This is a genomic window from Streptomyces sp. Root1310 (genome assembly GCF_001426425.1).
Classification (GTDB): Bacteria; Actinomycetota; Actinomycetes; order Streptomycetales; family Streptomycetaceae; genus Streptomyces.
Genome location: NZ_LMEQ01000033.1, coordinates 204,154 through 218,662 on the forward strand (window position 1 = coordinate 204,154; position 14,509 = coordinate 218,662).

Annotated in this window: 14 protein-coding genes; 6 read left to right on the forward strand and 8 right to left on the reverse strand. The window is 68.9% G+C overall.

All coding sequences use genetic code 11. The features are described from left to right. Positions 1-30: 30 nt before the first annotated feature. From ASD48_RS37115 to pknB, 4 genes are all read left to right on the forward strand, one after another. Positions 31-1,554 (forward strand): Stp1/IreP family PP2C-type Ser/Thr phosphatase, encoded by a 1,524-nt coding sequence (locus tag ASD48_RS37115; protein WP_057606286.1) that lies wholly within the window; start codon positions 31-33, stop codon positions 1,552-1,554. Between the two features lie 27 nt (positions 1,555-1,581). After that, positions 1,582-3,021 (forward strand): FtsW/RodA/SpoVE family cell cycle protein, encoded by a 1,440-nt coding sequence (locus tag ASD48_RS37120; RefSeq protein ID WP_057606287.1) that lies wholly within the window; start codon positions 1,582-1,584, stop codon positions 3,019-3,021. Beyond that, a complete protein-coding gene (locus tag ASD48_RS37125) occupies positions 3,018-4,487 on the forward strand; it encodes a penicillin-binding transpeptidase domain-containing protein (protein WP_057606288.1) in 1,470 nt (489 codons plus the stop codon). Before ASD48_RS37120 ends, ASD48_RS37125 begins: the two co-directional genes overlap by 4 nt. A gap of 169 nt (positions 4,488-4,656) precedes the next feature. Then, positions 4,657-6,639, forward strand: a complete 1,983-nt coding sequence (gene pknB / locus ASD48_RS37130) for a Stk1 family PASTA domain-containing Ser/Thr kinase (RefSeq protein ID WP_057606289.1) — start codon at positions 4,657-4,659, stop codon at positions 6,637-6,639. A gap of 263 nt (positions 6,640-6,902) precedes the next feature. Here the strand turns inward: pknB and ASD48_RS37135 are convergent, their stop codons facing one another. The 6 genes from ASD48_RS37135 to ASD48_RS37155 are packed head-to-tail and all read right to left on the reverse strand — an operon-like array spanning position 6,903 to position 11,117. Beyond that, positions 6,903-7,664 (reverse strand): class E sortase, encoded by a 762-nt coding sequence (locus ASD48_RS37135; RefSeq protein WP_107104494.1) that lies wholly within the window; start codon positions 7,662-7,664, stop codon positions 6,903-6,905. 22 nt (positions 7,665-7,686) lie between these two features. After that, a complete protein-coding gene (locus ASD48_RS37140) occupies positions 7,687-8,742 on the reverse strand; it encodes a class E sortase (protein ID WP_079074213.1) in 1,056 nt (351 codons plus the stop codon). Then, entirely contained in the window at positions 8,739-9,377 is a 639-nt protein-coding gene (locus ASD48_RS37145) for an aminodeoxychorismate/anthranilate synthase component II (protein WP_020130625.1), read from the reverse strand. Before ASD48_RS37145 ends, ASD48_RS37140 begins: the two co-directional genes overlap by 4 nt. Beyond that, complete coding sequence (locus ASD48_RS43970) at positions 9,374-9,535, reverse strand: hypothetical protein (protein ID WP_020130626.1); 162 nt, start codon at positions 9,533-9,535, stop codon at positions 9,374-9,376. Before ASD48_RS43970 ends, ASD48_RS37145 begins: the two co-directional genes overlap by 4 nt. A 52-nt stretch (positions 9,536-9,587) precedes the next feature. After that, positions 9,588-10,265 (reverse strand): class E sortase, encoded by a 678-nt coding sequence (locus tag ASD48_RS37150; protein ID WP_057606517.1) that lies wholly within the window; start codon positions 10,263-10,265, stop codon positions 9,588-9,590. Positions 10,266-10,298: 33 nt separating this feature from the next. Beyond that, positions 10,299-11,117: a DUF881 domain-containing protein gene (locus tag ASD48_RS37155; RefSeq protein WP_057606290.1), complete on the reverse strand. Its 819-nt coding sequence runs from the start codon at positions 11,115-11,117 to the stop codon at positions 10,299-10,301. 139 nt (positions 11,118-11,256) lie between these two features. Between ASD48_RS37155 and crgA the strand changes: the two genes are divergently transcribed. Further along, complete coding sequence (crgA, locus tag ASD48_RS37160; protein ID WP_054242100.1) at positions 11,257-11,511, forward strand: cell division protein CrgA; 255 nt, start codon at positions 11,257-11,259, stop codon at positions 11,509-11,511. 301 nt (positions 11,512-11,812) lie between these two features. Here crgA and ASD48_RS37165 read toward each other — a convergent pair whose 3' ends face one another. Together ASD48_RS37165 and ASD48_RS37170 are read right to left on the reverse strand one after the other, a co-directional pair. Beyond that, positions 11,813-12,703, reverse strand: a complete 891-nt coding sequence (locus ASD48_RS37165) for a rhomboid family intramembrane serine protease (RefSeq protein ID WP_057606291.1) — start codon at positions 12,701-12,703, stop codon at positions 11,813-11,815. A gap of 178 nt (positions 12,704-12,881) precedes the next feature. Continuing rightward, positions 12,882-13,415: a peptidylprolyl isomerase gene (locus tag ASD48_RS37170; RefSeq protein ID WP_057606292.1), complete on the reverse strand. Its 534-nt coding sequence runs from the start codon at positions 13,413-13,415 to the stop codon at positions 12,882-12,884. A gap of 332 nt (positions 13,416-13,747) precedes the next feature. On the opposite strand from ASD48_RS37170, the gene ASD48_RS37175 reads away from it, so the two are divergent. Further along, on the forward strand, positions 13,748-14,455 hold the full coding sequence (locus tag ASD48_RS37175; RefSeq protein WP_057606293.1) for a DUF5324 family protein: 708 nt from the start codon (positions 13,748-13,750) through the stop codon (positions 14,453-14,455). The last annotated feature ends 54 nt before the right edge of the window (positions 14,456-14,509 follow it).

Consider the following 14,509-nt stretch of genomic DNA (forward strand, 5'->3'; position numbering starts at 1 on the left):
CTGTACCCGGGGCCGACGGGCGAGGTGCGCATGAGCCTGTCTCTGCGTTTCGCCGCCGGATCGCACAAGGGCATGATCCGGGAGGGCAACGAGGACTCCGGTTACGCCGGCCCCCGCCTGCTCGCCATCGCCGACGGCATGGGCGGCGCCGCCGCCGGTGAGGTTGCCTCCTCCGAGGCCATCTCCACCATCGTCGCCCTGGACGACGACGTCCCCGGCTCCGACGTCCTCACCTCGCTCGGCACCGCCGTCCAGCGGGCCAACGACCAGCTGCGCTCGCTGGTCGAGGAGGACCCCCAGCTCGAGGGCATGGGAACCACCCTGACCGCCCTGCTGTGGACCGGCCAGCGCCTCGGGCTCGTGCACGTCGGCGACTCGCGCGCGTACCTGCTGCGCGACGGCGTCCTGACCCAGATCACGCAGGACCACACCTGGGTGCAGCGCCTCGTCGACGAGGGCCGCATCACCGAGGAAGAGGCCACCACCCACCCCCAGCGCTCGCTGCTGATGCGGGCCCTGGGCAGCGGTGAGCATGTCGAGCCGGATCTGTCGATCCGCGAGGTCCGGGCCGGCGACCGCTATCTGATCTGCTCCGACGGCCTGTCCGGCGTCGTCTCGCACCAGACGCTCGAGGACACCCTCGCCAGCTACCAGGGCCCGCAGGAGACCGTGCAGGAGCTGATCCAGCTCGCGCTGCGCGGCGGCGGCCCCGACAACATCACGGTCATCGTCGCCGACGTCCTCGACCTGGACACCGGCGACACCCTCGCCGGGCAGCTCTCCGACGTCCCGGTCGTGGTCGGCGCGGTTGCCGAGAACCAGCTCCAGCTGCACGACAACGGCATCATGCAGACCCCGGCAGGGCGCGCCTCCGGCCTCGGCCGCAGGCAGCAGGGGCGCGGCGGGGGCGGCGAGTTCGGCCCGCCCGGCTCCGGCGGCGACATCACCGGTTTCATCCCCACCGACGGCTTCGGCGACTACACCGACGAGGACTTCGTCAAGCCCCGCAAGGGCCGCAGGTGGCTGAAGAGATCCTTCTACGGCGTGCTCGCGCTCGCCGTGATCGGCGGCGGTCTCTACGGCGGCTACCGCTGGACGCAGACGCAGTACTACGTCGGCACCAGGGGCGAGCACGTCGCGCTGTACCGGGGCATCAGCCAGGACCTGGCATGGGTGTCGCTGTCGAAGGTGGAGAAGGACCACCCCGAGATCGAACTCAAGTACCTCCCGGACTACCAGCAGAAGCTGGTCGAGGCGACGATCGCCGAGGGCGACCTGTCCACCGCCCAGAAGAAGATCGACGAGCTGGCCGTCCAGGCCTCCGCATGCAAGAAGCACGCCGAGACCCCCACGGCGAGCAAGACCGGTTCGAAGACCGGCGAGGGCCAGGCCGGCGGCACCACGGGAACCACGCCCGTCTCCGTCACGTCCAAGGCATCGCCGAGCCCCTCGGCAACCGCGTCCCCGTCCGCACCCGCGACCACTACTCCCACCCCCGGCCCCAGCCTTTCGGAGGAAGAGCAGAAGGTCGTCTCGCGGTGCGGTGAGCAGTAGGCAAGCCGTGAGAGGCCCCGTCACACGATGAGCAGTACTACCAACTCGCCGACGCACCACACGTCCACGATCGGCTCGATCGGTACACCGAGCCGGCGCAACACCGAGCTCGCGCTGCTGGTGTTCGCCGTCGCCATCCCGGTCTTCGCCTACGCCAACGTGGGCCTCGCCATCAACGAGCAGGTGCCGTCCGGCCTCCTGAGCTACGGCCTCGGCCTCGGCCTGCTGGCCGGCGTCGCGCACCTCGTCGTGCGCAAGTTCGCGCCGTACGCGGACCCGCTGCTGCTGCCGGTGGCCACGCTGCTGAACGGGCTCGGACTCGTCGCCATCTGGCGGCTCGACCAGTCCAAACTGCTGCAGCGGATCGAACAGGCCGGTACCGCGGCGCCCCGGCAGCTGCTGTACACGGCGATGGGCATCGCGCTGTTCGTCGTGGTGCTGGTCTTCCTCAAGGACCACCGCGTCCTCCAGCGCTACACCTACATCTCCATGGTCGGCGCGATCTTCCTGCTGCTGCTGCCGCTCGTGCCGGGCCTCGGGCAGAACATCTACGGCGCCAAGATCTGGATCTCGGTCGCCGGTTTCTCCATTCAGCCCGGTGAGTTCGCCAAGATCGTGCTGGCGATCTTCTTCGCCGGCTACCTGATGGTGAAGCGCGACGCGCTCGCCCTGGCCAGCCGCCGCGTCCTCGGCCTGTACCTGCCGCGCGGCCGCGACCTCGGCCCGATCATCGTCGTCTGGATCATCTCGATCCTGATCCTGGTCTTCGAGACGGACCTCGGCACCTCGCTGCTGTTCTTCGGAATGTTCGTCATCATGCTGTACGTCGCCACCGAGCGGACCAGCTGGATCGTCTTCGGTCTGCTGATGTCCGCGGCCGGCGCGGTCGGCGTGGCCCAGTTCGAGAGCCACGTCCAGCAGCGTGTCCAGGCCTGGCTCGACCCGATGAAGGAGTACACGCTCTCCCAGCAGGGCGTCGCCGGCCACTCCGAGCAGGCCATGCAGGCCCTGTGGGCGTTCGGCTCCGGCGGCACCCTCGGCACCGGCTGGGGCCAGGGCCACTCGGAGCTGATCAAGTTCGCCGCCAACTCCGACTTCATCCTCGCCACCTTCGGCGAGGAGCTCGGCCTGGCCGGCATCATGGCGCTCCTGCTGCTGTACGGCCTGATCGCCGAGCGCGGTGTGCGCACCGCCCTCGCCGCCCGCGACCCGTTCGGCAAGCTGCTGGCCATCGGCCTGTCCGGCGCCTTCGCCCTCCAGGTGTTCGTCGTCGCCGGCGGTGTGATGGGCCTCATCCCGCTCACCGGTATGACGATGCCCTTCCTGGCCTACGGCGGTTCCTCCGTCATCGCCAACTGGGCGCTGATCGGCATCCTGATCCGCATCAGCGACACCGCGCGCCGTCCCGCGCCCGCCCCCGCTTCGAACCCCGACGCCGAGATGACCCAGGTGGTCCGCCCGTCATGAACAAGCCCCTGCGCCGGATCGCGATCTTCTGCGGCCTCCTGGTCCTCACCCTGCTGCTGCGCGACAACTACCTGCAGTACGTCAAGGCGGACAGCCTCGCCAGCGACACCAAGAACCGTCGCGTCAACATCACGCGCTACTCGACCCCGCGCGGCGACATCATCGTCGAGGGCAAGGCCATCACCGGCTCGGTCGAGACCAGCGGCGACTACAAGTACAAGCGCACCTGGTCCAACGGCGCGATGTGGGCGCCGGTCACCGGCTACTCCTCGCAGGCCTTCGGCGCCAACCAGCTGGAGAAGCTCGAGGACGGCATCCTCAGCGGCAACGACGACCGGCTCTTCTTCCGCAACACCCTGGACATGATCACGGGCAAGGAGAAGGAGGGCGGCAGCGTCGTCACCACCCTCAACGCCGCCGCGCAGAAGGCCGCGTACAAGGGCCTGGGCGACAAGAAGGGCGCGGTCGCCGCGATCGAGCCGTCCACCGGCAAGATCCTGGCGCTGGTCTCGACCCCGTCGTACGACCCGTCGAAGTTCGCCGGGTCCTCCGACACGGACCAGGAGGCGTGGAACGCCGTCCAGAAGAAGAACGACGCCGACGACCCGATGCTGAACCGCGCGCTGCGCGAGACCTACCCGCCCGGCTCCACGTTCAAGGTGGTCACGGCCGCCGCCGCGCTGGAGAACGGCGAGGTCTCCGGCGTCGACGAGAAGACCGACACCCCGGACCCGTTCCCGCTGCCGCAGTCCACGAACAAGCTCACCAACGAGCACGGCACCTGCGAGAACGCCACGCTGCGCTACGCGCTCATGGTGTCCTGCAACACCGTCTTCGCGAAGATGGCCGACAACGTCGGCAACGAGAAGATGATCGAGCAGGCGGAGAAGTTCGGCTTCAACGAGACCGAGCTGGACACCCCGGTGCGGGCGGCCAAGTCCACCTACCCCGAGGACAACCCGCCGCAGAACGCCCTGGACGGCATCGGCCAGGGTTCCAACGCGGCCACCCCGCTCCAGATGGCCATGGTCGCCTCGGCGGTCGCCAACGACGGCAAGCTGATGAAGCCGTACATGGTCGACCAGCTCAAGGCACCCAACCTGGACACCCTGGAGACGACCGAGCCCCAGCAGCTGTCCCAGGCCGTCTCGTCGAAGACGGCGCAGGCCCTCCAGGAAATGATGGAGACGGTCGTCAACGACCCGCAGGGCACCGGCGGCAAGGCCAAGATCGACAACGTCGTCGTCGGTGGCAAGACCGGTACCGCCCAGCACGGCCTCAACAACAGCGAGAAGCCGTACGCCTGGTTCATCTCGTACGCGAAGCTGTCCGACGGCAGCGCGCCGGTGGCCGTCGCCGTCGTCGTCGAGGACGGCGCCGCCGACCGCGGCGACATCACCGGTGGCGGTCTGGCCGGCCCGATCGCCAGGAACGTGATGAAGGCAGTCATCGACAGCAAGAAGTGACCCCCATCACGTCGCCTACACATCGGTGCACGTTGCGATACCGGTCCTGTATCGGGTGACGGGCTTGGCCAGGTCACACAGCGCCGTCCGGGTACGGTATGCCCGGACGGCAGCCTCCGGCCGCACACGTGTGCCGGTCGGGACCGACGGAGAGGGCTGGTAGGTAGCTATGGAAGAGCCGCGTCGCCTCGGCGGCCGGTACGAGCTGGGCCACGTGCTCGGTCGTGGTGGCATGGCGGAGGTCTATCTCGCGCATGACACCCGTCTCGGCCGCACCGTGGCGGTGAAGACGCTGCGCGCGGACCTCGCGCGCGACCCTTCCTTCCAGGCCCGGTTCCGCCGGGAGGCCCAGTCTGCCGCCTCGCTCAACCACCCCGCGATCGTCGCGGTCTACGACACGGGCGAGGACTACATCGACGGGGTCTCGATCCCGTACATCGTCATGGAGTACGTCGACGGCTCCACGCTCCGTGAGCTGCTCCACTCCGGCCGCAAGCTGCTGCCGGAGCGGACGCTGGAGATGACCATCGGCATCCTCCAGGCCCTGGAGTACTCGCACAGAGCCGGCATCGTCCACCGCGACATCAAGCCCGCGAACGTCATGCTGACGCGCAACGGCCAGGTCAAGGTCATGGACTTCGGCATCGCCCGCGCCATGGGCGACTCCGGCATGACGATGACCCAGACGTCCGCGGTCATCGGCACGGCCCAGTACCTCTCGCCGGAGCAGGCCAAGGGCGAGCAGGTCGACGCGCGCTCCGACCTGTACTCGTCGGGCTGTCTGCTCTACGAGCTGCTGACGGTCCGCCCGCCGTTCGTCGGGGACTCCCCGGTGGCCGTGGCCTACCAGCACGTCCGCGAGGAGCCGCAGCCCCCGAGCGTCTTCGACCCCGAGATCACCCCCGAGATGGACGCCATCGTCCTGAAGGCGCTGGTCAAGGACCCGAACTACCGCTACCAGTCCGCCGACGAGATGCGCCTGGACATCGAGGCCTGCCTCGACGGCCAGCCGGTCGGCGCGACCGCGGCCATGGGCTCGGTCGGTTACGGCGGCTACGGCGACGACCAGGCGACCACGGCGCTGCGCTCCGCGGACGCCGGGGCCACGTCGATGCTGCCGCCCATGAACCCGGACGACGGCGGCTACGGCTACGACGACCGTCCCGACCGGCGCCGCCAGAAGAAGTCCAACGCCTCGACGATCCTGCTGGTCGTCGCCGCGGTGCTGGTGCTCGTCGGCGCGGTGCTGATCGGCAAGTGGGTGTTCAGCGGCGGCGTGAACAACGAGTCGGTGGCGGTGCCCAACCTGGTCGGCCAGGTCCAGGCGGACGCCGTGAAACAGCTGACCAACAGCGACCTCAAGCTGGGAACGGTCACCCAGAAGGCCTGCGAGGACCAGCCCAAGGGCAAGATCTGCGACCAGGACCCCAAGGCCGCGACCAAGGTCGACAAGGACTCCACCGTCAACCTCGTCGTGTCGACCGGGGCACCCAAGGTCGCCGTGCCGAGTGTGCTCGGCAAGAGCCTGGAAGACGCCAAGGCGCTTCTGGAAGGCGACCAGTACGGGCTCGTCGTCGAGACCAAGGAGCAGGTGTCCACCGAGGCGGAGGGCACCGTCCTCGAGCAGAGCCTGAAGCTCGGCAAGGAGGTGGAGAAGGGCACCACCATCACCCTCACCATCGCCAAGGCCGAGGAGAAGGCCACCGTCCCGGACGTCTCCAACAAGAGCTGCGACGACGCCAAGGCGCAGATGGAGCAGAACGACCTCAAGGGCAACTGCGTCGAGGTCGACACCCAGGACCAGAACCAGGTCGGCAAGGTCATCCAGACCGTCCCGGCGATCGGCTCCCAGGCCGACAAGGGCTCCACGGTCCAGATCCAGATCGGCAAGAGCAACCAGACCCAGGTCCCGTCCAACCTCCAGGGCCTGAGCGTCAAGGACGCCAAGAAGGCGCTCCAGGATGCCGGCCTGAACGTCGGCAACATCACCGGCAACTCGGACGACGACGCCCAGGTCATCAGCTCGGACCCGGCCCCCGGCAGCACCGTCAACAAGGGCCAGACGGTCAACCTGGTCGCCTTCAAGAACGGTGACAACAACAACGGCGGCAACAACGGCGGCGTCAACTTCTTCGGCGGCACCAGCGGTTAGCGGCCGCGCATGACACCAAGGGCGTGGGCCCCACCGGATGCGTCCGGTGGGGCCCACGCCCTTCGGTGCTGCCCTGCGCGTCGCCGCCGGGACCGGCGGCACCGCCGTGAGCCGGGGGCTGCGCAGGAGTGGAGCGCCGGAACCGCCCAGGTGGCTCTCGGGCAACCGGGAGCCGGGCGGAAGGCCCGAAGCCGCAAAGGCAGGTTGCGGCTTCGGGCCAACGTCATGCCGGGGGACGGACTCCTCGGGGAGAGGCGGTCACGTCAGCCCAGTTCCTTCGGCGGCGTCCGGTCCGCGTCCACCTTCTCCACGCGCTCCAACTCGCCCCACACCACGTACCGGTAGCGGCTCGTGTACACCGGCGTGCAGGTCGTCAGGGTGATGTAGTGGCCGGCCTTCTTCTTGCCCGACTCCTTGGGGATCCGGCCGAGGACCTCGACGTTGTACTTCGAGGTCTCGGGGAGGACCGCGTACACCTTGTAGACGTACCAGTCGTCCTTCGTCTCGAAGACGATCGGGTCGCCCTTCTCCAGCTTGTCGATGTTGTGGAACTTCGCTCCGTGGCCGTCGCGGTGGGCGGCGAGCGTGAAGTTGCCCTCCTTGCCGCTCGTGGGGAGCGCGGCCTTGAAGGGGTCGGTGTAGTAGCCGGCGACGCCGTCGTTGAGGATCTTCGACGAGGTGCCCTTCTCGACCAGGACCTCGCCGTTCTTCATCGCGGGCACGTGCAGGAAGCCGATGCCGTCCTTGGTGTCGAGCGCCCCGGGACCGCTGTCCTGCTGGGCCCAGTTGTCACGCACCTTGTCGCCCTGCCGGTCCGCGTGCCGGTCGGCCACGATGTTCGTCCACCACAGGGAGTAGACGACGAAGAGGCCGAGCACCAGGCCGGCCGTGATGAGGAGTTCGCCGAACACGCTGACGGCCAGCGCGATCCGGCCGCCACCGCGGCGCCGCGGCGCGGGATCGGGCGCGTCCACGCGCGCGTGCTCTTCGTGCTCGGTGTCGCCGGTGGTCGCTGCCACGTTCATCTGCCCCTACTCGACTGCACGCCTACTCGACGAGCGCATCCGGCTTTCCCTTGCTGCGCGGCCGTTCCTCGACCATCTTGCCCCAGACGATCAGGCGGTACTTGCTGGTGAACTCCGGGGTGCAGGTGGTGAGGGTGATGTACCGGCCCGGCCCGGTGAATCCGGACTCCGGCGGCACGGGGTCGAGGACGCTCGTGTTGCTGGGAGCGGTCACCGGCAGGGAGGACGCCATCTTGTAGACGAAGTACTCGTCCTGCGTCTCGACGACGATGTCGTCGCCCGCCTGAAGCCTGTTGATGTAGCGGAACGGCTCGCCGTGGGTGTTGCGGTGGCCCGCGAGCCCGAAGTTGCCGGTCTTCGCGTCGGGCATCGCCGTCTGCAGCGGGCTCTCGCCGTAGTGCCCGACCATGCCCTTGTCGAGCACCTTCTTGTTGCTGATGCCCTCCGCGATCGGCACCACCACGTCCAGCTTCGGGATGTGCAGGATGGCGAAGCCCTGCCCCGGCGAGAACACCCCCGGGGCGCCCTTGCCGTTCGCCCAGTCGTCCTGGAGGCTGCTGGCCTCCCTGTCCGCCTGCGCGTGCGCCCGCACGTTCGTCCACCACAGCTGGTAGGTGACGAAGAGCAGCATCAGCACGCCCGTGGTGATGAACACCTCGCCGACCGCCCGGCTGGCGACCACGGCGGCGCTCGGCTTGCGGGCCCGCTGCCGACGGCGCGCCTCCACGCGGGACAGCGGCCGCTCGTCCTGGGGAGGCGCATCGGCCCCGTTGTACGACTCGGAGACGTCGCCCGTGCCCCCATGGCGGCCGTGACGGCCCTTGGCGGCCTTTCTGCGGGCCGCACGACCACCTGCCGGGGTTCCAGGGGCAGGGGAGGCCGAAGAGGCGCCAGAAGCGGCTATGGGGCCGCCGCCGAACATGGACGCCGGCGGTAGCCGCAGCGCCACCGTCTCCTCGTCGATCGGCGGCTGGTACGGCTCCCCGCCGTAGGGACCTGCTCCGCGGGCATCACCGCCGAACGACTCGTACGGCGCGGTGCCGTACGAGTCCTCGCGCTCGGGGCGCAGCGCGGTCACGCCGAGGCCCTGCCCACCACCGGGGCGAGCCCCGCCGACCTCGCCACCGCGCCCTGGTCGCCGCACTCCACCAGCCAGTTGGCCAGCATCCGGTGCCCGTGCTCGGTCAGCACCGACTCGGGGTGGAACTGGACCCCCTCGACGGGCAGTTCACGGTGGCGCAGGCCCATGATGATCCCGTCGTGCGTACGGGCCGTGACCTCGAGGGCGGCCGGCACCGTCGCGGGCTCGGCGGCCAGCGAGTGGTAGCGGGTCGCCGTGAAGGGGGTCGGTAGGCCGGCGAACACGCCCCGGCCCTCGTGCTCGACCAGCGAGGTCTTGCCGTGCAGCAGCTCCGGCGCCCGGTCCACCACACCGCCGTACGCCACCTGCATCGACTGCATGCCCAGGCAGACGCCGAAGACGGGGACACCGGTGGCCGCGCAGTGCCGGACCATCTCGATGCAGACGCCGGCCTCCTCGGGCGTACCGGGCCCGGGGGAGAGCAGCACGCCGTCGAAGCCGTCCTGGGCGTGGGCCGTGGAGACCTCGTCGTTGCGCAGGACCTCGCACTCGGCGCCCAGCTGGTACAGGTACTGGACCAGGTTGAAGACGAAGCTGTCGTAGTTGTCGACGACGAGAATGCGCGCGCTCACTGGTTGTCCACCGTCACATCGTTGAAGGGAAGCAGCGGTTCGGCCCACGGGAAGACGTACTGGAACAGCGCGTACACCACGGCCACGACCAGCATGATCGAGATCAGCGCCTTGACCCACGCGTTTCCCGGCAGATGCCGCCAGATCCAGCCGTACATGCCGTCCCTTCCGTCGCATCACGGCTCCTGACTCACGCCGTACGCCACCAGACTAACGGCGCAGGGCCTTCGGTTCGCCTGCCTCCACGGGCTGTGTGGAGTCCAGGTGCGCCCAGACGATCAGCCGGTGACTGTGCCCCCATTCCGGATCGCACGTGGTCAACGTCAGGTACCGGCCCGGACGCGTGTACCCCGACTTACGTGGCACAGCGTCGATCACCTCGACGTCGGAGGGCACGGTTTTGTAAGGCCCTTTGTCGATCCGATAGGTGAACCAGGTCGTCCCGTCCGTCAGGACCACCGCGTCCCCCCGCCTGAGCTCGGGAAAGTCCTTGAAAGGGTCGCCATAGGTACGGCGGTGGCCCGCGACGGAGAAATTCCCGGTCTGTCCGAGCCGCGCGCTGCGCGCGTAGTGCCCCAGCCCCTTCTTCAGGGTGCCGGTCGCCGTGCCTTCGAGCACCGGCTTGTTCCACGTGAAACCAAGACGCGGGATGTACATGACCGCGAAGGGCCGGCCGGCGCGGTACGGCGCCGGCCGCGCGGTGGCGCTCGCGCCGGGGGTGGGACCCGTGGTCCCTTGTGCCCACTGGTCGTGGAGGTCGTCGATCTGGTCGCCCATGACGCGGTCGGCCTGTACGCCGGTCCAGAACAGCACGTAGACGACGAAGAGGACGATGACGGTGCCGGCGGTGATGCACAGCTCGCTGAACGTCCTGACGATCACCCGCACCGACACAGGCGCCCCCCGGCGGCCGCTACCCCACTACTCCACAGGCTTGGCGTAGTGCAGATCCACTGTGCCCGAGTAGCCGGGCAGAGTCACCGCCCCGTCCTCGGTGACTTTCCAGCCGAGGCCGTAGACGTTCACGTAGACCATGTAGTTCTGGATCGCGGGGGCCTCGGCGAGCGCCTGCTGAAGCTTCTCCGGGTCGCCGACCGCCTGGATCTTGTACGGCGGTGAGTAGACGCGGCCCTGGAGGATCAGGGTGTTGCCGACGCAGCGCACGGCGCTGGTGGAGATCAGCCGCTGGTCCATGACCTTGATGCCCTGGGCGCCGCCCTGCCAGAGCGCGTTCACGACGGCCTGCAGGTCCTGCTGGTGGATGACCATGTAGTCGGGCTGCGGCTCCGGGTAGCCGGGGAGCTTGGCGGTGGCGTTCGGCGGGGCGTCGTTGAGGGTGACGGTGATGGCCTTGCCCTTGACCTTCTGGGTCCCCGCGTTCTTCTCCAGGCCCGCGAGCTTGTCGTCCTGGGCCTGGGTGCTGCCGTCGTCGGCCTCGGCCAGGGACTCCACGTCGTCGCGCAGGGCCCCGTTCGTCTCGTCCAGCTCGCCGTTCTTCTGGCTGCGCTCCTGGATGAGGTCGGACAGCTTCAGCAGGGAGGCGTCCGTGCGGATGTTGGTGCCCTTGGCCGTGTTGAAACTGGTGAAGAAGAGGAGGCCTGCGAGGGCGAAGACCCCCACGGTGAGCACCCGTACGGGCCGGAAGCCGCCCCGGCGGTCGGAGGCGGAGGAGGGGTCGCCGGCGGACTCGGGGGCGGAACCCGTTGTACCCGTCCCGGGGGAGTCGGCAGAATTGCTCAACGTACCCTTATCTCCTTCGGCGCCGTAGAAGCACTACGCTAACGGACGCCCGGGGGAGCCCTTCAGTCCCCTAGACACAGCCCCCGAGCCCGATCCAGCACCTGCGCGGCCACGCAGCGCATCGACAGGAGAGACCCTCGTGCCGAAGTCACGTATCCGCAAGAAGGCCGACTACACGCCGCCCCCGGCGAAGCAGGCGACCGCCATCAAGCTGAACAGCCGTGCCTGGGTCGCGCCGGTGATGCTGGCCATGTTCCTCATCGGACTCGCCTGGATCGTCGTCTTCTACGTGACGGACGGCTCGCTGCCCATCGACAAGCTGGACAACTGGAACATCGTCGTGGGCTTCGGGTTCATCGCGGCCGGATTCGGCGTCTCCACGCAGTGGAAGTAGCGGTGTCCGCAGCAGTGGAAGCAGCGCTGCCACCGGCGGGGCCGGCGCGGGGCGAGTAGTTCTGCCCAGGGCTATCCCCTGAGTTATCCACAGCAGTTTTCCACATGGGGAAAAGAAAGACGATCTGTGGATAACTCACCGAAGGTTGACGCCGGTGTGACGTAACTACCGGCTGTCACCTTCACTCGAATGACTGTTCGCCCCCTGCCTGACCTGCCCAAACGCCGGTCGATGGCAGGGGGCACAGCTGTTCCCGCACGTTGTGCACAAGATTCGACACAGACTGTGGACAACAGCGCGCTCAGGTGAGCTGGACGGTCCTCAGGAGCGTGGCCACCACGACGACGGCCAGCATCAACGCGCAGGTCCCGAACTGGACGAGGGCCCTCCGCTCACGGGGGGCGTGGACCATGCCGATCCCCATCACGACACCCGCGACCAGACCGCCGATGTGGGCCTGCCAGGAGATGCCGCTCCACCCGAACGTGATGACCAGGTTGATCACCAGCAGGGCGATGATCGGCCGCATGTCCTGCCGCAGCCGGCGCATCAGCACGGCCGTCGCACCGAACAGACCGAAGATCGCGCCCGAGGCGCCCAGCATCGCGGTGCCCGGGGAGGCGAGCAGATAGCTCAGGGCACCGCCCGCGAGACCGGACACCAGGTAGAGCGACAGATAGCGGGCCCGGCCGAGCGCCTGTTCCAGCGGGCCGCCGAGCCACCACAGGCCCAGCATGTTGAAGGCGAGGTGCCAGGGAGCCTCGTGCGTGAACATCGAGGTCACCATGCGGTACCACTCGCCCTCGGCCACGCCCTCCGTCGGGTTGAAGGGGGCCGGCGGCCACTGGCCGATCAGCACCAGGCTGTCCAGCAACGAGGACCGCACCTGCACGGCGAGGAACACCGCCACGTTGATCCCGATGAGGATCTTGGTGAGCAGCCGGGGATCGGCGGTGACGACGCCCCCCGCGAGCGTGCGGGGCTGCGAGGCGCCGGGCGCGTGCCCCGTACCGGAGCCCTCGCGCACGCAGGTGGGGCACTGGAAACCGACGGAGGCGCTGACCATGCACTCCGGGCAGATCGGGCGCTCGCAGCGGGTGCAGCGAATGCCGGTCTCCCGGTCGGGGTGCCGGTAGCAGACGGGCAGGCCGCTCTGCGCGTCGTCCTGCCGGCTGCCAGGCGCCTGGTCCATGGGCTCCCCCAGGTAAGTCGTCCGAGTTGTGGTGGTCGAGTATCGGAGCAGTCGGCGTAGTCGGAAAGGAACCGCCCTGCTCATCCTTACGGACGAGCAGGGCGTTTGGTTCCCGACGGCGCGCCGGTGGCTCCCGAGGGTGCGCCGGTGGCTCCCGACGGCGCGCAGGAGCGTCGCCTCAGCTCTTGCGGCTCTCGACGACGACCGACTCGATGACGACGTCCTTCAGCGGACGGTCGGTGCGCGGGTTGGTCTGGGCGGCCGCGATGGCGTCCACCACCTTCTGGCCGGCCGGGTCGACGACCTCGCCGAAGATGGTGTGCTTGCGGGTCAGCCAGGCCGTCGGAGAGACGGTGATGAAGAACTGCGAGCCGTTGGTCGCCGGGCCGGCGTTCGCCATGGCCAGCAGGTAGGGCCTGTCGAAGCGCAGGTCCGGGTGGAACTCGTCCTCGAACTGGTAGCCGGGGCCGCCGGTCCCGTTGCCCAGCGGGTCGCCGCCCTGGATCATGAATCCGCTGATCACGCGGTGGAAGACCGTGCCGTCGTACAGCCTGTCCTTGGACCGCACGCCGGTCTCCGGGTTGACCCACTCACGCTCGCCGGTCGCGAGGTCGACGAAGTTCTTGACCGTCTTCGGGGCGTGGTCCGGGTAGAGCCGGATCTCGATGTCGCCGTGGTTGGTCTTCAGGGTGGCGTACAGGTGCTCGGCCACGGTCTGCCTTCCGTTGTCTCTCTGTGACCCACAGATCCTCGCACGGTCCGGGGCGGGCATCTTCCGACCGTCCGTTCCGGCATCAGAAGCGTCGGTTCGGGTACACAAAAGCATCCGACTCGTCCGGGACGGGAGCGGGCGGCGCCGATCCGTGGCATCGTCGGCTTTGTCGCCCTGTCGACCCTCTATTGCCATTGCCCCTGATCCGTCCCCTATCGCATGTGATCAGCACCCGTATGCCCGTCCACGCGTGCCGGGACGGCCATTGACAGGCATGATCCGTAAAAGGGTGGAAAGTCGAAATACCGTACGCCACCGAGGAGGAGGAACCCGTGACCCGCATCGACAGCGTGCGCGCCGCGACCGGCTCGGCGAAGGACAGCGTGCTGCACGCCGCGGAAGTGGTGGCGCCCTACGCCGACACGGCCAAGGAACGGGCCGCGCTCTACGCGCATGAGGCCCGTGTACGGCTCGCGCCCAAGGTGTCGCTGGCCGCAGAACAGGCCCGCGTGCAGTACGACGCCCACGTCGCCCCGCGTCTGGAGCAGGCCAAGACCCATGTCCCGCCGAAGGTGGACCTGGCCGCGCAGGAAGCGGCCGCCCGCACCCGGCTGGTCGCACGACAGGCCGCCGAATACTCCCGGCCGAGGATCGAACAGGCCGTGGCCGCGGCCGGGCCCGTGAAGGACGAGGCCGCCGCCCGAGGCGTCGCCGCGCTGGCCGCACTGCGCGGCCAGGTGACGCCGAAGGAGATCGAGAAGCTGACGCGCAAGCACCGGCGGCGGGCCAAGGCGGGCAAGCTCGCCAAGGCGCTGATCGTCCTCGGTGCCGTCGCCGGCGGTGCCTACGCGGCCTGGAAGTGGTGGGACAAGCAGGCCAACCCGGACTGGCTGGTCGAGCCGCCGGCGGCCACGGAGGTTCCCGCCTCGGGCGGCCTCACCTCGGTGGACGGCAGCGGCGATCCGGCGGTCCTCGACGCCGAGGTACAGGCCAAGGAAGCCGAGGAGGAGGCCGCGAAGAACCGCGACGACCGCAGCTGAGCGGCCCACGGCCCACGGCCCACCTGCGGCGCCTCAACGGAAAAAAGACCCCGC